Origin of the sequence: Pseudomonas sp. NBRC 111124 (assembly GCF_001320245.1) — a bacterium.
Taxonomy (GTDB): domain Bacteria; phylum Pseudomonadota; class Gammaproteobacteria; order Pseudomonadales; family Pseudomonadaceae; genus Aquipseudomonas.
In genome coordinates, this window is record NZ_BCBA01000042.1 from 46,900 (window position 1) to 64,886 (window position 17,987).

A 17,987-nucleotide genomic window follows, 5' to 3' on the forward strand; every position below is an offset into this window, starting at 1 on the left:
TTGGACATGGCGCCAGGCCAGGCGCCACGCCGTTTCCGACAAATTTTTCGGTTATCGGCTAAACGCCAGTTTTCTATACGACCAAGGGCTTGTTTTTTTCTCAGGAGTTGGCGTAGAGTCAACGCACTGTGTTTGCATGGGTCGCAACAGTTCGTGACCTGGGCCAGTAGCCGAGATTTGCTACAACCCGTTCGACGTCTCTTACTTTCCTGCAACCCAGCCCAGTACTCTTTCGCCTTTATATAACGTGAAAGAAACTGTCATTAAAATTTAAGCTTCATAGGAAATAAGACAATGGCTGAGCGTCAGAACGGTACCGTCAAGTGGTTCAATGACGAAAAAGGTTACGGTTTCATCACCCCAGAAAGCGGTCCGGATCTGTTCGTGCACTTCCGTGCCATCGAAGGCAACGGCTTCAAGAGCCTGAAAGAAGGCCAGAAGGTCACCTTCGAAGCAGTCCAAGGCCAGAAAGGCATGCAGGCTGACAAAGTCCAGCCTGTCTAAGCACAAGCCAGACTCCTAAAAAGCCCCTGCCATGTGCAGGGGCTTTTTTTTGTCCGTAGAATAGCGGCTTCGCCATTCGGAGCTGTTCTGCATGTCCAAGCCTCTGCTTTCCCCCCAGGGTGATTTCCCACCGGTTGGCCTGGGCCGCCGCCTGGCGGCGATGTTCTATGATTTTCTGCTGTGCACTGCACTGCTGATCGTCACCGCCGGAGCCTACAAGATGATCCAGATGGCGATCATCGGCGAAGCCCGCATGCGTGAACTGACCGAGGCCGGCGCATTGGATGGCGACCCGCTGCTATCGACCCTTCTGCTGTTCGCCCTGTTCGGCTTCTTTGCCAAATTCTGGACCCATGGCGGTCAGACGCTGGGTATGCAGGTGTGGGGCGTGCGCGTGCAGAACGCCGATGGCAGCGCGATCAGCTTGTGGCAGGCACTGTTGCGCTTTGTGGTGTCGATCGCCTCCTGGCTGTGCCTGGGGCTCGGGTTCTTCTGGTCGCTGATCGACAAACGCCAGCGCGGCTGGCATGACATCTATTCGGAAACCCAGCTGGTGCGGGTGCCGAAGCAGAAAAAACAGGCGTAAAAAAGCCGACCCTTGGGTCGGCTTTTTCAGCGGCTCAAAGCATCAACCCGCTCGACGCAACAACCATACCCCAGCCAAGGCACAGATGCCCGCAGGAATCACCACCGCCAGCAGCGGCGGGAAGCCGAACACCTGGCTCGACGGCCCCAGCAAGTCCTGGCCGATGCGGAACGCGAAGCCCACCAGCACGCCGGTGAACACGCGCTGGCCGAGGGTGACCGAACGCAGCGGGCCGAAGATGAAGGAAATCGCCATCAGCACCAGCGCCGCAGTTACCAGCGGCTGCATCACCTTGGTCCAGAACGCCAACCAGTAGCGGGCGTTGTTCAAGCCCTGGTCGGACAGGTAATGGATGTAATCCCACAGCCCGGTGACCGACAACGACTCGGGGGCCATGATCACGGTATTGAGCAGTTGCGGCGTCAGCGAAACGTCCCAGCGCTCGGTCGGCGTCTTCACCACTTCGGTGTGGTCACCGCGGAAGAAGGTGGTGTTGATATCGCTGAGCGTCCAGTGGTCGTCGTTGTACTGGGCACGACGGGCAAAGCTCGAGGTCTGGATCTTGCGCTCGCTGTCGAAGGTGTAACGCGTCACACCCAGCAGCAGGCCATTGGGCTGCACCGAGTTGATGTGCACGAACTCTTCGCCCTGGCGGTGCCACATGCCATGCCTGGAGCTTTGCGCTTCACCACCACCCTGGGCCAGGGAACGGTCTGCCTGGGCCTTGTTCTCGGTCACCGGGGCAACGTATTCACCAATCAGCAGGCCGACCAGCATCAGTACCAGCATCGGCTTCATTACCGCCCAGACGATGCGGCCGATGGAGACACCCGCAGCGCGCATGATGGTCAGCTCGCTGTTGCTGGCCAAGCTGCCGAGACCGATCAGGCAGCCAATCAGTGCCGCCATGGGCAGCATTTCGTACAGGCGTCGGGGTGCCGTCAGCAGAACGAAATTGCCCGCGTCCAGCAAGGTGTAGGTGTCGCTCAGTTCACCCATCTCGTCGATGAAGGCGAACAGCGAAGCCAGGCCGAGGATGATCCCCAGCACGGCCAGGATGGCCAGCAGCACACTCAGGCCGATGTAGCGGTCGAGCTTAGCCATGGGCCACCTCCGCACGACGGGCAGCCATTTTCAGGCGCAGCGGCTCCCAGTACATCAGGGCCAGGCCGATCAGCAGGAACAGACCATGCACCCACCAGATGCCCAGGCCAATCGGCAATTTGCCCTTCTCCAGGGCACCGCGTACGGAAATCAGCATTGTCAGGTAAGCCATGTACAGAAGAATTGCCGGCAGCAGCTTGAGGAAGCGGCCCTGGCGCGGGTTGACCCGGGCCAGCGGCACCGCCATCAGGGTCACGATGAACACCAGGATCGGCAGCGACAGGCGCCATTGCAGCTCGGCCCGCTCGCGCAGGTCGGTCTTGCCGAACAGCTCGAGGGTCGGGATGGCTTCGCGATCGGTCACGTCTTCGGCGACTTCCGGCTTGGGCAGCAAGACACCGTAGGTGTCGTACTTGATCGCACGGTAGTCGGCCTGGCCCGGGTTACCGTCGTAGCGGTAGCCGTTCTCCAGCACCAGGTAGCGATTGCCGTCTGCCTGTATTTCCTGATGGCCTTTTTCGGCGACCAGTACCGAAGGCGCACGGTCCTTGGTCTTGTCCTGATTGAAGCGCTTCTCGGAAATGAACACCCCGGCCAGCTTGACGCGGTCATCCGACAGCTGCTCGGTGTAGGTGACCCGCGAACCGTCACGCAGGGTCTGGAAGCGACCCGGCACCAGGGTGTCGAACTCGGTCATGGCATCCTGCTGGGCGATGATTTTCTGCACCTGGGCAACGCCCAGTGGTGACAGGCTCAGGCTCAGCCAGGCAACCAGCAGGGCCACCAGTGCCGCTGGCGCCATGGTCAGGCCCAGCAGACGCTGCTGGCTCATGCCGGTCGCCGAGAGCACGGTCATTTCGCTTTCGAGGTACAGCCGGCCGTAGGCCAGAAGAATCCCGAGGAACAGACCCAGCGGCAAAATCAGCTGCAGGAACCCTGGCATGCGGAAGCCCATGATCAGGAACAACACGCCCGGGTCGAGAATGCCCTGAGCCGCCTGGGCCAGGTACTTGATGAAGCGCCCGCTCATGATGATCACCAGCAGCACGGCGCTGACGGCGCTCAAGGTCACCAGGACCTCGCGGGACAGATAACGAAAGACGATCAAACCAGACACTCCTGGGTTGTCAGGGGCGGACTGCCAAACATTGGCCTGTGACAGCCAGGACCAAAGCCGGTTCGCCAACGGCGAACCTCCATATGAAGTGCGCGCATTATCCTGTGATTGGCCGCGCCTGTCACTTGGCCGCGCATGAAGGCCGACATCGGGCTTGTCAGCACGCTTGCCAGAGGCTCAAACTGGCAGCTTTTCCACTGGCACGCGACAACGCGGCCAGGCCCGTCCAGAGCGCGAAATCGCATAGCGCCAACTGCATAGATCATTCGGGGACCCTGACATGGAACTGGTTGTAAAAAGCGTAGCTGCTGCATCCGTAAAAACCGCCACTCTGGTCGTACCGGTCGGTGAAGGGCGCAAGCTCGGTACTGTTGCCAAGGCCATCGACCAGGCCAGCGAAGGCGCCATCAGCGCGGTGCTCAAGCGTGGCGACCTGGCCGGCAAGCCTGGCCAGACCCTGTTGCTGCAGAGCTTGCCGGGCCTGAAGGCCGAGCGCGTGCTGCTGGTCGGCAGCGGCAAGGACGAAGCCCTCGGTGACCGCGCATGGCGCAAACTGGTCGCCAGCGTGGCTGGCGTGCTCAAGGGCCTGAACGGCGGCGATGCCGTGCTGGCGCTGGATGACATCGCAGTCAGCAACCGCGACGCTCATTACGGCAAGTACCGCCTGCTGGCCGAGACCCTGCTCGACGGCGCATACGTGTTCGACCGCTTCAAGAGCCAGAAGGCCGAACCGCGCGCCCTGAAGAAAGTCACCCTGCTGGCCGACAAGGCCGGCCTGGCCGAGGTCGAGCGTGCCGTCAAGCACGCCAGCGCCATCGCCTCCGGCATGGCCTACACCCGCGACCTGGGCAACCTGCCGCCGAACCTGTGCCACCCAAGCTTCCTGGCCGAGCAGGCCAAGGACCTGGGCAAGGCCCACAAGGGCCTGAAGGTCGAAGTGCTGGACGAGAAGAAGATCAAGGACCTGGGCATGGGCGCGTTCTATGCCGTGGGCCAGGGCAGCGACCAGCCGCCACGCCTGATCGTGCTCAACTACCAGGGTGGCAAGAAGGCCGACAAGCCGTTCGTGCTGGTGGGCAAAGGCATCACCTTCGATACCGGCGGCATCAGCCTCAAGCCAGGCGCCGGCATGGATGAAATGAAATACGACATGTGCGGCGCCGCCAGCGTGTTCGGTACCCTGCGTGCGGTACTCGAGCTGCAATTGCCGATCAACCTGGTGTGCCTGCTGGCCTGCGCCGAGAACATGCCAAGCGGCGGCGCCACCCGCCCGGGCGACATCGTCACCACCATGAGCGGCCAGACCGTCGAAATCCTCAACACCGACGCCGAAGGCCGCCTGGTGCTGTGCGACACCCTGACCTACGCCGAGCGCTTCAAGCCACAGGCAGTGATCGACATCGCCACCCTGACCGGCGCCTGCATCGTTGCCCTGGGCAGCCACACTTCGGGCCTGATGGGCAACAACGACGAGCTGGTCGGCCAACTGCTCGACGCCGGCAAGCGTGCCGACGACCGTGCCTGGCAGCTGCCACTGTTCGACGAGTACCAGGAGCAGCTGGACAGCCCGTTCGCCGACATGGGCAACATTGGTGGCCCGAAGGCCGGCACCATCACCGCGGGCTGCTTCCTGTCGCGCTTCGCCAAGGCCTACAACTGGGCTCACATGGACATCGCCGGCACAGCCTGGATCAGCGGCGGCAAGGACAAAGGCGCTACCGGTCGCCCGGTTCCACTGCTGACTCAGTACCTGCTCGACCGCGCCGGCGCCTGATGCCGTGAAGCCGGCGGCGTCCCAGGCGCCGCTGGCTGGCAGAACACACCATGAGCAAAGTCGATTTCTATATCCTGCCCACCGACTCGCTGTCGGCACGGCTGGATTTCGCCTGCAAGCTGTGCGAGAAGGCCTGGCGTCTCGGCCACCGGGTGTACCTGCACTGCCAGGACACAGAACAGCGTGCCGAACTGGATCAACGCCTGTGGCGTTTCAAGGGCGAAGCGTTCGTGCCCCATGACCTGGCCGAACTCCACGCGGATGCCGCGGTAGCCTTGGGCCTTGCCGACGATGCCGGCGAGCACCGTGACCTGCTGATCAACCTGGGCGCCGGTGTGCCGGGGTTCGTCGGCCAGTTCGAGCGGGTTGCCGAGATCGTTGTCGAGGAACCCGGCATTCGCCAATCGGCCCGCGAGCGGTTCCGTTTCTACCGTGAACAGGGCTATGCTCTGCAAGACCACCGCTTACAGCGACTTTAACGACGATGGACAAGCCTTCCGCCCTACCCGATTCCTCCCATCTGCTTGATGATCTGGAGTCGATTCGCCAGCTGCTCGGCGATGCCGACCTGCAGCCGCCGCTGCTGACCGAAACGGTCGAGCAGATTCCGCTGTTGCTCGATGTGCCTGCAGGTAACCCGGCACCAGCGCCCGAGGCCGAGCCTCAGGCCGCTGAGCCCGAGGATGATCCGCAGACCCGCCGCCAGGACACCCTGCTGCACCTGGAAAGCGAGTTGCGTGCCGCAGCGCAGATGATCATGCAAGACGTGATCAACGACTTCACTCCGCACATCGAGAACGAGATCAAGCGCCGCCTCGATGCGCGGATCGAGCGGTTGATCAAGCGTTCCGAATAAGCCTTGAGGGCGCTTTGCGCCCTTTTCGCGACACAAGGCCGCTCTTGCAGGAAATCTCGGTCTTCTGTCCGCCCCTGTCGCCTAAACCCTGTGCCTTCGTTATACTTTTCGGCTTTCCCGAATAAATGCACAGGGTCCCGCCGCGCATGGATAAGACCTACCAGCCGCACGCCATTGAAACTTCCTGGTACAACACCTGGGAGTCCGAAAACTATTTCGCTCCACAAGGTGCAGGTGAGTCCTACACCATCATGATCCCGCCACCGAACGTGACGGGCAGCCTGCACATGGGCCACGGCTTCAACAACGCGATCATGGACGCCCTGATCCGTTTCCGCCGCATGCAAGGCCGCGACACCCTGTGGCAGCCAGGTACCGACCACGCCGGTATCGCCACGCAGATGCTGGTCGAGCGCCAGCTCGAGGCCAAGGGCCAGAACCGTCACGACCTGGGCCGTGAGAAATTCCTGGAAAAAGTCTGGGAATGGAAAGATCAGTCCGGTGGCAACATCAGCCGCCAGATTCGTCGCCTGGGCTCGTCGGTAGACTGGAGCCGCGAGCGCTTCACCATGGACGACGGCCTGTCCGAGGCAGTCAAGGAAGCCTTCGTGCGCCTGCACGAAGATGGCCTGATCTACCGCGGCAAGCGCCTGGTCAACTGGGACACCAAGCTGCACACGGCGATCTCCGACCTCGAAGTGGAAAACCACGACGAAAAGGGCCACCTGTGGAACCTGCGCTACCCGTTGGCCGATGGCGCCAAGACCGCCGAGGGCAAGGACTACCTGGTGGTCGCCACCACCCGCCCGGAAACCCTGCTGGGTGACGCCGCCGTTGCCGTCAATCCGACCGACGAGCGCTACCAGGCCCTGATCGGCAAGTTCGTCGAGCTGCCGCTGGTCGGCCGTCGCATCCCGATCATCGCCGACGACTACTGCGACCCGGAATTCGGCACCGGTTGCGTGAAGATCACCCCGGCCCACGACTTCAACGACTACGAAGTCGGCAAGCGACACAACCTGTCGCTGCTGAACATTTTCGACAAGAACGCCCTGGTGCTGTCCGCCGCCCAGGCCTTCAACCTCGACGGCAGCGTCAACGAGCAGGTCGATACTAGCCTGCCTGCCCAGTACGCCGGCCTCGACCGCTTCGTCGCACGCAAGCAGATCGTCGCCGACATGGACGCCCAAGGCCTGCTGGTCAGCATCGATGACCACGCCCTGAAGGTGCCGAAAGGCGACCGTTCCGGCACTGTCATCGAGCCTTGGCTGACCGACCAGTGGTACGTTTCCACCAAGCCGTTGGCAGAACCTGCCATCGAAGCCGTGGAAGATGGCCGTATCCAGTTCGTGCCCAAGCAATACGAGAACATGTACTTCTCCTGGATGCGTGACATCCAGGACTGGTGCATCAGCCGCCAGCTGTGGTGGGGCCACCGCATCCCGGCCTGGTACGACGAGGCGGGTCAGGTCTATGTTGGCCGCAACGAGGAAGAAGTGCGCAGCAAGCACAACCTCGGTGCCGACGTGAAACTGCGTCAGGACGACGACGTACTCGACACCTGGTTCAGTTCGGGCCTGTGGACCTTCTCCACCCTGGGCTGGCCGGAGCAGACCGAATTCCTCAAGAAGTTCCACAGCACCGACGTGCTGGTGACCGGCTTCGATATCATCTTCTTCTGGGTTGCGCGCATGATCATGCTGACCATGCACCTGATCAAGAACGAGGACGGCACCCCGCAGGTACCGTTCAAGACCGTGTACGTGCACGGCCTGGTGCGCGATGGCCAGGGCCAGAAGATGTCCAAGTCCAAGGGCAACGTCCTTGACCCGCTGGACATCGTCGACGGCATCACCCTCGACGCCCTGCTGGAAAAACGCACCAGCGGCATGATGCAGCCCAAGCTTGCCGAGAAGATCGCCAAGCAGACCAAGGCCGAGTTCCCGGAAGGTATCGCCAGCTACGGCACCGACGCCCTGCGCTTCACCTTCTGCTCGCTGGCCTCCACCGGCCGCGACATCAAGTTCGACATGGGTCGCGTCGAAGGCTACCGCAACTTCTGCAACAAGATCTGGAACGCCGCCCGCTACGTGCTGGACAAGGGCGAAGACTGCGGCCAGAACGGCGAAGCCTACGAGCTGTCGCTGGCCGACCGCTGGATCATCTCGCAGTTGCAGCGCACCGAAGCCGAAGTGACCCGCCAGCTTGAGCAGTTCCGCTTCGACCTGGCCAGCCAGGCGCTGTACGAGTTCATCTGGAACCAGTACTGCGACTGGTACCTGGAGCTGTCCAAGCCGGTGCTGTGGGACGAGAACGCCCCGGTCGAGCGCGCCCGCGGCACCCGCCGCACCCTGGTGCGCGTGCTGGAAGTAGCCCTGCGCCTGGCGCACCCGTTCATGCCGTTCATCACTGAAGAAATCTGGCAGCGCATCGCGCCGCTGGCCGGCATCGAAGGCAAGACCATCATGCTGCAGCCATGGCCAGTGGCCAATGAAAGCCGCATCGATGCCGCCGCCGAAGGTGATATCGAGTGGCTCAAGGAGCTGATGGTCGGCCTGCGCAACATCCGCGCCGAAATGAACATCGGCCCGGGCAAGCCACTGCCGCTGTTCCTGAAAAACGCCAACGCCGACGACCAGCGTCGCCTGCAGGAAAACGAAGCGCTGCTGAAGAAGCTGGCCAAGGTCGAATCGTTCACCGTGCTCGGCGATGCCGACGAAGCACCGCTGTCGGCTACCGCCCTGGTGGGCGACCTGCAGGTGCTGGTGCCGATGGCCGGCCTGATCGACAAGGACGCCGAGCTGGCTCGCCTGAGCAAGGAAATCCAGCGTCTGCAGGGTGAAGTCCAGCGCGTGGGCGGCAAGCTCTCCAACGCGGCCTTCGTCGACAAGGCACCGCCTGCGGTGATCGAGAAGGAGCGCGCCAAGCTGGCCGAGTCCGAGCAGGCCTTGGCCAACTTTACCGAGCAGCATGCGCGGATTGCTGCGCTCTAATCCAAAGCGCAGCTAAAGCCCATCGCCGGCAAGCCAGCTCTTACAGGTACGGTACCGTCCTGTGGGAGCCGGCTTGCCGGCGAAGCTTTTTCAGGACCCTATCATGACCGACAAACCCACCCTGCACCCGCGCAACCGCCACCAGGGCCGCTACGACTTCCCGAGCCTGATCAAGGCCCACCCTGACCTGGCCCGCTTCACCATCACCAACCCCCACGGCAAACCCAGCATCGACTTTGCCAACCCCGAAGCCGTGCGGGTGTTCAACCGTGCCCTGCTCAAGGCGCAGTACGGCATCCAGCACTGGGATATCCCTGCCGATTACCTGTGCCCGCCGATCCCCGGCCGTGCCGACTACATCCACGTGGCCGCCGACCTGTTGGCCGAAGACAATGCCGGCGAGGTCCCCCGGGGCGCACAGATACGCGCGCTGGACATCGGCGTCGGTGCCAACTGCATCTACCCGCTGCTCGGCCATAGCGATTACCGTTGGCGCTTCCTCGGTTCGGACATCGACCCGGTGGCGCTGGCCTCGGCCAAGGCCATCGTCCAGGCCAACGGCTTGAGCAAGGGCATCAGCCTGCGCCAGCAAGCCAACCGCAAGCAGATCCTGGGTGGCCTGCTGCAAGAGGATGAGCGCTTCGACCTGACCCTGTGCAACCCACCCTTCCATGCCTCGCGAGAGGAAGCCACCCGCGGCAGCCAGCGCAAATGGAAGAACCTCGGCAAGCAAGACCCCAAGCGCAAGCTGCCGGTGCTCAACTTCGGCGGGCAGAACAACGAACTGTGGTGCGAGGGCGGCGAGATCCGCTTCGTCACCCAACTGGTCGACGAGAGCACGCAGTACGCGCAGCAGGTGCTGTGGTTCACCAGCCTAGTGTCCAAGGCCAGCAACGTGCCTGGGATCGAGGCGGCGTTGAAGAAGGCCGGCGCCAAGGCCGTGCGCATCATCGAGATGGGCCAGGGACAGAAGCAGAGTCGCATGGTCGCCTGGAGCTTCCTGGACGACGCCGCGCGCCAGGCCTGGCACGCTCTGCGCAAATCGCAGGCATGAAAAAACCGCGCCCGGGCAAGCCGGGCGCGGTTCTGGTCAACGCATCAACAATTACTTGTTGATGGAATCGTTCAGCGATTTGGCTGGCACGAACTTGACGACTTTCTTGGCAGCGATTTCGATGGCAGCGCCAGTCGAAGGGTTGCGGCCGGTACGGGCAGGACGCTCGGAGACTTTCAGCTTGCCGATGCCTGGCAGGGTGATTTCAGCGCCGTTTTCCAGTTGGTCGGCAACGATCTGGCCCAGTTGCTCCAGTGCGTTACGAGCGGTGGTCTTTGGCGCGTCGATGGCTTCAGCGATATCGGCAATCAGTTGGTCTTTGGTCAATGCCATGGTGGTGTTCCTTCCCTATCTAATTCAGTGGTTATGCAGCGTTCTACGACGTTATCGGGCCAGCCCCTGAGTTCTGGAGGGCCGCGCCAATCGCGAATGTAGATACGCAAATCGGCGTTTGGTTCGACACGGCATGAGCACGCTGCCAGCAATGCGCCACACAAGGTGCGCAAGACGGCGCAAAGCTACCACAGGAATGGATAAATATCCGCTACCTGCTTCGATTTAGTGCAGGTTTTTCGGGGGTTTCAGCCTAAAACCTCCAATTTTGAACAAAAAACGAACAACCGGCATTTCTGCCAACATCCGGCCACTGCAGCGCCTGTTCTCTAGGGTAAACTGGACGACTTTTGCAGCGCGGCCTGCGGCCGCCCCAGACGCACCGAGAAATCCATGCCAATCCGTCATTGCATCGTTCACCTGATCGACAAGAAGCCCGATGGCAGCCCCGCCGTGCTCCATGCACGGGATACCGAGCTGGGCGCATCGGACGCCATCGAAAACCTGCTGGCCGACCTCAACGACAGCTACAACGCCAAGCAAGGCAAGGCCTGGGGCTTCTTCCACGGCGAGTCCGGTGCCTATCCACTGAGCGGCTGGCTGAAACAGTACCTGGAAGACGAGAAAGACTTCGCCGCCTTCAGCCGCGTAGCGGTCGAGCACCTGCAAAAGCTGATGGAGGAGTCCAACCTTTCCACCGGCGGCCATATTCTGTTCGCCCACTACCAGCAAGGCATGACCGACTACCTGGCCATTGCCCTGCTGCACCACAGCGAAGGCGTGGCCGTGAATGCCGAGCTGGATGTGACACCGTCGCGCCACCTTGACCTCGGCCAGCTGCACCTGGCGGCGCGCATCAACCTGTCGGAGTGGAAGAACAACCAGAACTCCAAGCAGTACATCTCGTTCATCAAGGGCAAGAACGGCAAGAAGGTGTCGGACTACTTCCGCGACTTCATCGGCTGCCAGGAAGGCGTCGACGGCCCCGGCGAGACACGCACCCTGCTCAAGGCCTTCAGCGACTTCGTCGAAAGCGAGGACCTGCCGGAAGAAGCTGCCCGCGAGAAGACCCAGACCCTGGTGGAGTACGCCACCACCCAGACCAAGCTGGGTGAACCGGTGACCTTGGAAGAGCTGTCGAGCCTGATCGACGAAGACCGCCCGAAGGCGTTCTACGACCATATCCGCAACAAGGACTACGGCCTGTCGCCGGAAATCCCTGCAGACAAACGCACCCTCAACCAGTTCCGCCGCTTCACCGGGCGTGCCGAAGGGTTGTCGATCAGCTTCGAGGCACACCTGCTGGGTGACAAGGTGGAGTATGACGAGGCCGCCGGCACGCTGATCATCAAAGGCTTGCCGACCACGCTGGTGGATCAGCTCAAGCGCCGCAAGGACTGATCAAATGGCCGCATAGGAGGCGACCAACGCCTCCTTTGCCGACTTGCGCAATTTCTTCACCAGGCGCTCCTGGCGCAGCGCCTCGCCCTTGTCCGGCCATTGCTCGACATAGACCAGCGCCTGTGCCGGGCTGGTCTTGAAATAGCGCGCACCCTGGCCTTTCTGATGAGCAGCGAAACGCCGCTGCGGGTCATCGCTGATACCACAGTACAACGAGCCATTGGCGGCCCGAACCAGATAGACGTACCAGGGTTTCGCTGCCAGTTCCGGCAAAATTTCACTCACGACTCTTGCTCTTTCCATCATTAATTTGGTGAGCCCATCCATTGAGGGCGACATCATGCTCCGCACGCTAACGCAATCAATGATTTGCACAGGCCTGTCCACACTAGCCTTGAGTGTCCACGCATCACTCGGTGCACAGGTGGCGGCACAAATGCAGAAAAACTACGACGCCACTCCGCAACGCTGCGAGGGCAATGCGATTCCGGCCCATGCCTGCTCGGGCGTTCTGATCAGAGCGACCAAGCCTTCTCCTAGCTATCACACCTGGCATCATAGTGAAAACACCCTGAAAAAAGGTGGGTTATCGTTTTCTTATTTGCGCGCGGATATTCCAATCACCAAACTGGCAGCCGATGCCCGCAGTGGCTTTACTTTTTATCCTCAGCTGCAACGCCCTGAAGGGACCCTGCACTACGAGGTGCTCTGCGCTTGGCCTACTGATGGCGATAGCTGGACACGCAATGGCAGTGGCTGTGGTGACAATAGCCAGACTGCCAACCGCGAACAGGCGTGCCATGAGCAAGGCGTACACACTGCCGAGGACTGGGTAGCTCAATTCCGCAAGAGCCGCGACTACAAGCAGCAATGTGCATTTGATAGCCAATACACACGCGTGCCAGGTCGCGACGAGGCGTTCTATCAGAGCATTCGTGCCAAGCAACTTTATGGCAAGGAACTGCCCTTTGCCTGGAACGAGCTGATTCTCAGGGCCTGGAAAGAGAAAACCTCTCACCAACTGCCGATTCAATCCTTTTTCTACATCGAAGGCATGAACGGCGCGCTGCAGCAAGCCCAAGCCGATCAGAAAGACTGGCACTCAACCAATGGTCGATTCATACCTGTGATTCGCGTCAGGCTTCCACAATCCTCAGATCACCGCACGGTGTTCAGCTACGACGAAGCCGACCAGGCCATCGCCTCCCGCTGAGCGGTTTTACGTGGCCTGAAAAGCCCGCAGGCCTTGATAGGCCTGCGCGCGTACCTTGTTCTGCAGCATCGGCGACCAACCCAAGAGCAGCCCTGGAGTACCCAGGGCTTGGCGCGACCAGCGCCACAAATCGAAGCTGTCGTCATGCTGACAGATCAGCCCATCGCGAATGACGAAGCGCGCCTGGATATCGTTGACCACAGTGCGGCCTGTCTGGCTGAACAGATAGGTCGCAACCCAGTGGGCACAGCCACTATGCGGATCAGCACGAACTTGGTCGAAGGTCAGCGAGAAGTCCTTGGCGCGGGTGGTGAGCATGCGCCACATATCGCCCGCATCGCGGCCGCGCAGGGTGCCGAACACCGGGTCGCTGAAAACGATGTCGTCGCTGTAGCAGGCCACCATGGCCTCGGCGTCCAGGCGCTGGAACGCCTGGTAGAAGCGAGTGATCAGGTCGCGGTTGGCGTCAGTCATGAAAGCAGGTCCGTCCTGGGAGTAGGAAGCAGCACAATAATCTGCCCCACCTGCATACGCCAGTGCCGGCCTCTTCGCGGGCACGCCCGCTCACACAGGCCAGGCGCAAACCTTGAAGCCTGTGATGACCCTGTGGGAGCGGGCTTGCCCGCGAAGAGGCCGGTGAGGCCACCCTTGATGTCAAAGTTTTTCGCTGGTCACCTGCACATGCAAAGCCCGCCCAGCGCCGAGCCCGAAGACGATTGCGCCGATGCCCAGCACGGCAAAGATCCACCCAACCGCCGCCCAGCCGCCGGTCAGGTCATGCACCAGGCCAACCGCGAACGGCCCCATGGACGCCAGGGTATAACCTACCCCTTGCGCCATGCTCGACAGGTTCGCTGCCACATGGGCATCTTTCGAACGCAGTACGATCAACGTAAGGGCCAGGGCGAAAGTACCGCCCTGCCCCAGTCCCAGTAGAACTGCCCAGCCCCACAACCCATCAACAGGTGCATACAGGCAACCGAACAAGCCCGCCAGGGTAACCAGCATCACGATCACGATGGCCAGGCGCTGGTCCTTGCCGCGGGTCGCCAGCCAAGGGGCGCCCAGCGAGCTGATGAGCTGCACGATGACCGAGCCAGACAGCACCAGGCCCGCTTCGGTCGGGCTCAGGCCCCGGCCGATGAGGATCGACGGCAACCAACCAAAGACGATGTATGCCAGCGACGACTGCAGCCCCATGTACAGCGTTACCTGCCACGCCAGCGGATCGCGCCACAGCCCGCGCACCCGGTAGGCGACCTTGTGCAGGCCGTGGCCCTGACGCGCTTGCGGCAACCAGAAGAGCATCGCCAGCAGCGCCGGTAGCATCCAGAAGCCCAGGCCAAAGGCCCAGTTGTCATCGAAATGCTGAGTCAGCGGCACCGTAGCCCCGGCCGCCATGGCCGCCCCGAGGCACAGCGCCATGGTGTAGACGCCGGTCAGGGTGCCCGCATGTTGCGGGAAGTCGCGTTTGACGATACCCGGCAGCAGCACGCCGATGATACCGATGCTGGCCCCGGCCATCACGCTGCCGATAAACACCCCGGCAGCCCCAAGGGCGCTGCGCACCACGATACCCAGCGCCAGGGTGAGCAGAATGCCCAGGATCACCCGCTCGCTGCCGAAGCGGCGTGCCAGGACCGGCGCCAGCGGTGCGAACAGCCCCAGGCAGAGCACCGGCAAGGTGGTCAGCAGGCCCGCCTCGGAGGCATTCAGGCCGAGCCCCGCAGCCACCTGGCCAAGCACCGGCGCCATGCTCGACAACGCCGGGCGCAGGTTCAATGCCACCAGCACCAGGCCCAGCAGCAACAGCCAGGGCCGCCGTAGGGCCGGCGGCTGCTGTTGCACCTGGGCATCGTCAGCCTCAGCGTCGATCAGCAGTTCTTCCAGTTCGCGCTCGCGGGCAGGCGCGTCTCGGGTCATTGGGTCAGCCATGGCATTCTCGTCTTCAGGATTCGATGAGGGTCCGGCTCAGGGCCTTGGCCCGCTCCGGATCGCGTTGTTCGATGGCTTCAAGAATCTGCCCGTGCAGGTCGAAGGTCGCCTGGCAGCGCGGCACGGTTGCCATGTTGTGTTGCAACGCGGCGGCCACCACGCCGGAAAAGTAACGGTACAGCTCGCTCAGTGCCGGATTGTGCGCAGCGTCGATCAGGCGCTGGTGAAACACCAGGTCGCAGCTGACATAGGCATCTACATCACCGTGAAAGTGCTCGGCACTGCCCGTCAGCGCTGCGCGCAAGTGTTGCAAGTCCTCGTCGGTACGGCGCAATGCCGCAAGGCCGATCGCTTCGGTTTCGAGGATGTGGCGGGTTTCGCGAGCCTGCTCCAGGGTGCAGCGCGACATCGCCTGCACGGCCTGCAACGGGTCCTGGCAAGTGCGCAGATAACTTCCATCGCCCTGGCGGATTTCCACCAGGCCGCTGAACGCCAGTACTCGCATGGCCTCGCGCACGGTATTGCGGCTGATGCCCAGTTCAAGCGCCAGCACCGGCTCGGTCGGCAGGCGCTGGCCGACTTGCCAGTCGCCTTGCAGGATGCGCTCACGCATGCGCTCGACCGCTAGTTCGACCAGGGTGCGCTTGGTCAATTCACTGCTCATTTCACTCAACCAATCATCCGATGAATTCAGAGAGCTTAATAGAACGCCATCCGGACATCAATTCAACTGGCATTTCTACCAGTTGTCAGCCGACGACCTTGTTGTAACCCTTGGCACGACTCCCTCAAGGCCTCATCCATGTCCCTGCCAAACGTATTGCGGCTGATTACCCTGATTGCAGCCGGCCTGCTGCTCGGGCTGCTTTTCAAAGGGTGCGACGCCAAACAACCGCCAATGCAACCCAAAACGCTCATCATCGGAATGGACGGTGTTCAACTGCAGCACTATGAACAACTGGGCGGCGACACTCACCTGCAGAAGCGCCTGTTCTACGGCAAAGCCTATGCCGGCGGCATCAACGGCCGCGCCAGCGAACAGGCGACCATCAGCGGGCCCGGCTGGATGACCTTGCTCACCGGCGTATGGGCCAACAAGCATGGGGTCATCACCAATAACGAATCCTTGCGGGTCGACCCTGAGTTTCCCAGCCTGTTCAAACGGCTACGTGATGCCCTGCCAAATGCCTACCTCTCCAGTGTCGTCAACTGGTCGCCGATCAACACGGCGTTCCTGCTGGAGGACGCGCAAGGCAACGATGTGCGCGAAAGCGGCCTGAGCGATGAACAGGTGACCGCCCGAACCCTGGATATTCTCGATAAAACACCGGCCGATTTCACCTTCATCCAGCTCGACGAACCCGATGAGGCCGGTCACGCCAGTGGCTTCGGCCCGGCCTACCAGTTCGCCCTGCGCGAAGCTGACGACAGGCTGGGGCGCCTGTTGGACAAGGTCGAGGAGCGTGCCTCCAAGCACCCACAGGAGGACTGGCTGGTGATCGTCTGTACCGACCACGGGCGTGATTACTGGGGCTCAGGCCATGGTGGCGTAACAGAGCAAGAGAAGACGGTCTTCATCGCCAGCAACAAGCCGTTGAACGAAGAGTTGACCCAACCGAGCATTCCGGGGGACAACCCTGGTCCGAACAACCTCTACGGCTATGTGGCGCAGACGTCAGTGACACCCACCGTGCTCAGGCACATGGGGCTCGACCTGCTGCCGGAATGGAAGCTCGATGGCACGCCACTGCTGGGCGCTACGGGAGTACGCAAGGCACGGGCCATTGAAGGCGACGCCAAGCTGCTGTGGAACAGCGACTCGCAAGAAACCGTGACCATTTACAAAAATGACCAGATAGTCGCCAACGTCCCGGCTTATCTGCAGCAGTGGACCGATCCGCAGGGCATGCGCCAGGCCAGCGACTACGTGCTGGAGCTGGATGACACACCGGTAGCGGTGCGCACCCGGCCAGCCAGCAAGCCATTCGTTCTTGAGGAAAGCAGCTACTGATGTGCGCGGCCTGGCCTGCAGGAGCGAGCGCACCCGCCCCTGCAGGCCACCTGGCTCAGTTCAGCGCGTCGATCAACGCCTGGTTCATCTGCGGCGTGCCGATGGTGATACGCAGGAACTGGGCAATCCGCTCCTGCTTGAAGTGACGCACGATCACCCCTTGCTCGCGCAAGCGGGCCGCCAGTTGCGCGGCATCCTGCTGCGGGTGGCGGGCGAAGATGAAGTTGGCTGCCGATGGCAGCACTTCGAAGCCCTTTGCAACCAACTGCTCGACCAGCGCTTCACGGCTGTCGATCACCTTGCGGCAGGTTTCCTCGAAGTACGCCCGATCTTCAAACGCCGCCGCGGCTCCGACGATGGCCATGCGGTCCAGCGGATAGGAGTTAAAGCTGTTCTTGATCCGCTCCAGCGCCTCGATCAGGTCTGGATGGCCGACTGCCAGGCCGACCCGCAGACCGGCCAGCGAGCGCGATTTCGAGAGGGTCTGGGTTACCAGCAGGTTGTCGTAGCGCCCCACCAGGCTGATGGCCGTCTCACCCCCGAAGTCGATGTAGGCCTCGTCCACCACCACGACCGAGTCGCGGTTGGCCTGCAGCAACTGCTCGATCGCCTGCAGCGGCAGCAAGCAGCCGGTGGGTGCGTTGGGATTGGGGAAGATGATCCCGGCGTTGGCCTTGGCATAATCGGCGATGCGGATCTGGAACTGCTCATCCAGCGCCACCTGCTCGAACGGAATGCCGTACAGGCCGCAGTAGACCGGATAGAAGCTGTAGCTGACATCCGGGAACAGCAGCGGCCCACGATCGTGCTGGAACAGGCCGTGGAAAATGTGCGCCAGCACCTCGTCCGAGCCGTTGCCGACGAAAACCTGGGCCGGGGTGACGCCGTAATACTCGGCCACCACCTGCTTGAGCCGGTCACTGTTCGGGTCCGGGTAAAGGCGCAGGTTGTCGTTCAGTTCAGCGCGCATGGCTTCCAGCGCCTTGGGCGACGGGCCATACGGGTTCTCGTTGGTGTTCAGCTTCACCAGGCGGGCCATTTTCGGCTGCTCGCCCGGGACGTAAGGTACCAGCGCCTTGACGAAGGGGCTCCAGAAACGACTCATG

Annotated in this window: 18 protein-coding genes; 10 read left to right on the forward strand and 8 right to left on the reverse strand. The window is 62.0% G+C overall.

Annotation, left to right across the window (positions count from 1 at the left end; genetic code table 11):
* Positions 1–294: 294 nt before the first annotated feature.
* Both APH28_RS16830 and APH28_RS16835 read left to right on the forward strand, forming a co-directional pair.
* On the forward strand, positions 295–504 hold the full coding sequence (locus APH28_RS16830; protein ID WP_016392187.1) for a cold-shock protein: 210 nt from the start codon (positions 295–297) through the stop codon (positions 502–504).
* A gap of 91 nt (positions 505–595) precedes the next feature.
* A complete protein-coding gene (locus APH28_RS16835) occupies positions 596–1,090 on the forward strand; it encodes an RDD family protein (protein ID WP_060511250.1) in 495 nt (164 codons plus the stop codon).
* A gap of 42 nt (positions 1,091–1,132) precedes the next feature.
* Here APH28_RS16835 and lptG read toward each other — a convergent pair whose 3' ends face one another.
* The gene (lptG, locus tag APH28_RS16840; protein WP_060511252.1) at positions 1,133–2,194 is read right to left on the reverse strand and encodes an LPS export ABC transporter permease LptG; all 1,062 of its coding nucleotides are present in this window, start codon (positions 2,192–2,194) and stop codon (positions 1,133–1,135) included.
* Positions 2,187–3,302: an LPS export ABC transporter permease LptF gene (gene lptF, locus APH28_RS16845; protein WP_060511253.1), complete on the reverse strand. Its 1,116-nt coding sequence runs from the start codon at positions 3,300–3,302 to the stop codon at positions 2,187–2,189. Before lptF ends, lptG begins: the two co-directional genes overlap by 8 nt.
* Before the next feature lie 289 nt (positions 3,303–3,591).
* On the opposite strand from lptF, the gene APH28_RS16850 reads away from it, so the two are divergent.
* From APH28_RS16850 to rlmF, 5 genes are all read left to right on the forward strand, one after another.
* Positions 3,592–5,085 (forward strand): leucyl aminopeptidase, encoded by a 1,494-nt coding sequence (locus tag APH28_RS16850; protein ID WP_060511254.1) that lies wholly within the window; start codon positions 3,592–3,594, stop codon positions 5,083–5,085.
* 50 nt (positions 5,086–5,135) lie between these two features.
* Positions 5,136–5,564 carry a DNA polymerase III subunit chi gene (locus APH28_RS16855; RefSeq protein ID WP_060511255.1) on the forward strand — a complete coding sequence of 143 codons (429 nt, stop codon included), beginning with the start codon at positions 5,136–5,138 and terminating at the stop codon, positions 5,562–5,564.
* 5 nt (positions 5,565–5,569) lie between these two features.
* Positions 5,570–5,941: a hypothetical protein gene (locus tag APH28_RS16860; RefSeq protein WP_060511256.1), complete on the forward strand. Its 372-nt coding sequence runs from the start codon at positions 5,570–5,572 to the stop codon at positions 5,939–5,941.
* A 146-nt stretch (positions 5,942–6,087) separates the two neighbouring features.
* Positions 6,088–8,934, forward strand: coding sequence for a valine--tRNA ligase (locus APH28_RS16865; RefSeq protein WP_060511257.1), 2,847 nt, complete (start codon positions 6,088–6,090; stop codon positions 8,932–8,934).
* 103 nt (positions 8,935–9,037) lie between these two features.
* On the forward strand, positions 9,038–9,988 hold the full coding sequence (gene rlmF, locus APH28_RS16870) for a 23S rRNA (adenine(1618)-N(6))-methyltransferase RlmF (protein ID WP_060511259.1): 951 nt from the start codon (positions 9,038–9,040) through the stop codon (positions 9,986–9,988).
* A 51-nt stretch (positions 9,989–10,039) separates the two neighbouring features.
* On the opposite strand, the gene APH28_RS16875 is transcribed toward rlmF, so the two are convergent.
* On the reverse strand, positions 10,040–10,321 hold the full coding sequence (locus tag APH28_RS16875) for an HU family DNA-binding protein (protein WP_060511261.1): 282 nt from the start codon (positions 10,319–10,321) through the stop codon (positions 10,040–10,042).
* A 393-nt stretch (positions 10,322–10,714) separates the two neighbouring features.
* On the opposite strand from APH28_RS16875, the gene yejK reads away from it, so the two are divergent.
* Positions 10,715–11,722 carry a nucleoid-associated protein YejK gene (yejK, locus tag APH28_RS16880; protein WP_060511262.1) on the forward strand — a complete coding sequence of 336 codons (1,008 nt, stop codon included), beginning with the start codon at positions 10,715–10,717 and terminating at the stop codon, positions 11,720–11,722.
* Here the strand turns inward: yejK and APH28_RS16885 are convergent, their stop codons facing one another.
* On the reverse strand, positions 11,723–12,007 hold the full coding sequence (locus APH28_RS16885; RefSeq protein WP_060511264.1) for a GIY-YIG nuclease family protein: 285 nt from the start codon (positions 12,005–12,007) through the stop codon (positions 11,723–11,725).
* 151 nt (positions 12,008–12,158) lie between these two features.
* Between APH28_RS16885 and APH28_RS16890 the strand changes: the two genes are divergently transcribed.
* The gene (locus APH28_RS16890; RefSeq protein WP_060511266.1) at positions 12,159–12,935 is read left to right on the forward strand and encodes a hypothetical protein; all 777 of its coding nucleotides are present in this window, start codon (positions 12,159–12,161) and stop codon (positions 12,933–12,935) included.
* A gap of 6 nt (positions 12,936–12,941) precedes the next feature.
* Here the strand turns inward: APH28_RS16890 and APH28_RS16895 are convergent, their stop codons facing one another.
* The 3 genes from APH28_RS16895 to APH28_RS16905 all read right to left on the reverse strand — a co-directional run bounded on the left by APH28_RS16895 (position 12,942) and on the right by APH28_RS16905 (position 15,534).
* Positions 12,942–13,409 (reverse strand): nuclear transport factor 2 family protein, encoded by a 468-nt coding sequence (locus APH28_RS16895; RefSeq protein WP_060511269.1) that lies wholly within the window; start codon positions 13,407–13,409, stop codon positions 12,942–12,944.
* 180 nt (positions 13,410–13,589) lie between these two features.
* Entirely contained in the window at positions 13,590–14,870 is a 1,281-nt protein-coding gene (locus APH28_RS16900; protein WP_060511271.1) for an MFS transporter, read from the reverse strand.
* A gap of 13 nt (positions 14,871–14,883) precedes the next feature.
* Positions 14,884–15,534 carry a FadR/GntR family transcriptional regulator gene (locus APH28_RS16905; RefSeq protein ID WP_060511273.1) on the reverse strand — a complete coding sequence of 217 codons (651 nt, stop codon included), beginning with the start codon at positions 15,532–15,534 and terminating at the stop codon, positions 14,884–14,886.
* Positions 15,535–15,690: 156 nt separating this feature from the next.
* On the opposite strand from APH28_RS16905, the gene APH28_RS16910 reads away from it, so the two are divergent.
* The gene (locus APH28_RS16910) at positions 15,691–16,881 is read left to right on the forward strand and encodes an alkaline phosphatase family protein (RefSeq protein ID WP_060511493.1); all 1,191 of its coding nucleotides are present in this window, start codon (positions 15,691–15,693) and stop codon (positions 16,879–16,881) included.
* Between the two features lie 55 nt (positions 16,882–16,936).
* On the opposite strand, the gene hisC is transcribed toward APH28_RS16910, so the two are convergent.
* Positions 16,937–17,986 (reverse strand): histidinol-phosphate transaminase, encoded by a 1,050-nt coding sequence (hisC, locus tag APH28_RS16915; protein ID WP_060511275.1) that lies wholly within the window; start codon positions 17,984–17,986, stop codon positions 16,937–16,939.
* Position 17,987: the final 1 nt, after the last annotated feature.

Coding starts and splice junctions, on each gene's coding strand:
- APH28_RS16830 (WP_016392187.1), top strand. CDS start 295: ATGGCTGAGCGTCAGAACGGTACCGTCAAGTGGTTCAATGACGAAAAA.
- APH28_RS16835 (WP_060511250.1), top strand. CDS start 596: ATGTCCAAGCCTCTGCTTTCCCCCCAGGGTGATTTCCCACCGGTTGGC.
- lptG (WP_060511252.1), bottom strand. CDS start 2,194: ATGGCTAAGCTCGACCGCTACATCGGCCTGAGTGTGCTGCTGGCCATC.
- APH28_RS16850 (WP_060511254.1), top strand. CDS start 3,592: ATGGAACTGGTTGTAAAAAGCGTAGCTGCTGCATCCGTAAAAACCGCC.
- APH28_RS16855 (WP_060511255.1), top strand. CDS start 5,136: ATGAGCAAAGTCGATTTCTATATCCTGCCCACCGACTCGCTGTCGGCA.
- APH28_RS16860 (WP_060511256.1), top strand. CDS start 5,570: ATGGACAAGCCTTCCGCCCTACCCGATTCCTCCCATCTGCTTGATGAT.
- APH28_RS16865 (WP_060511257.1), top strand. CDS start 6,088: ATGGATAAGACCTACCAGCCGCACGCCATTGAAACTTCCTGGTACAAC.
- rlmF (WP_060511259.1), top strand. CDS start 9,038: ATGACCGACAAACCCACCCTGCACCCGCGCAACCGCCACCAGGGCCGC.
- APH28_RS16875 (WP_060511261.1), bottom strand. CDS start 10,321: ATGGCATTGACCAAAGACCAACTGATTGCCGATATCGCTGAAGCCATC.
- yejK (WP_060511262.1), top strand. CDS start 10,715: ATGCCAATCCGTCATTGCATCGTTCACCTGATCGACAAGAAGCCCGAT.
- APH28_RS16890 (WP_060511266.1), top strand. CDS start 12,159: ATGCAGAAAAACTACGACGCCACTCCGCAACGCTGCGAGGGCAATGCG.
- APH28_RS16895 (WP_060511269.1), bottom strand. CDS start 13,409: ATGACTGACGCCAACCGCGACCTGATCACTCGCTTCTACCAGGCGTTC.
- APH28_RS16900 (WP_060511271.1), bottom strand. CDS start 14,870: ATGGCTGACCCAATGACCCGAGACGCGCCTGCCCGCGAGCGCGAACTG.
- APH28_RS16905 (WP_060511273.1), bottom strand. CDS start 15,534: ATGAGCAGTGAATTGACCAAGCGCACCCTGGTCGAACTAGCGGTCGAG.
- hisC (WP_060511275.1), bottom strand. CDS start 17,986: ATGAGTCGTTTCTGGAGCCCCTTCGTCAAGGCGCTGGTACCTTACGTC.